Below are 333 nucleotides of genomic sequence, written 5' to 3'. Positions count from 1 at the left end.
CCCTGCGCGTTATAGGTCGCGCTCGGGTAAATATCGGGTTCCTCAAGCTGCGCTTCCCATTGCAGATTGCCCTGTCCGTCATATGTGCAGCGCGTAATGCGAATGTGGTACGCCTGACCCGTCGCACCGTATAGCGTCATCACGTCACCCGGTTCGTACCTGAGATACGCAAGGCTGGTCGAGAACTGGAAGGTCTTGCGTCCGACCCATGAAGCCCAGAGCATTGTCTGTGCGCGCATCAGGCCTTCATCGTCAGGCAACACGATAGACGCCTGCATCGTCACGTCCTTGTTGCTGCGCGTGACATTACGAAAGGCCCGTTGCGTGTTCACC

The 333-nt window shown here is 57.7% G+C and carries 1 protein-coding gene; it reads right to left on the bottom strand.

Going from position 1 to position 333, the window contains the following annotated elements; all coding sequences use genetic code 11:
* Nucleotides 1-333, bottom strand: a 333-nt coding sequence (locus SB771_RS33790) for a phage tail protein (protein ID WP_410721891.1), incomplete at both ends; no start/stop codon positions are given.

This window comes from Burkholderia sp. SIMBA_051 (assembly GCF_046534915.1).
In the GTDB taxonomy this organism is placed as follows: domain Bacteria; phylum Pseudomonadota; class Gammaproteobacteria; order Burkholderiales; family Burkholderiaceae; genus Burkholderia; species Burkholderia ambifaria.
The sequence above is the reverse complement of the archived record's forward strand: the minus strand, read 5'-3'. Positions and strand labels throughout refer to the sequence as shown.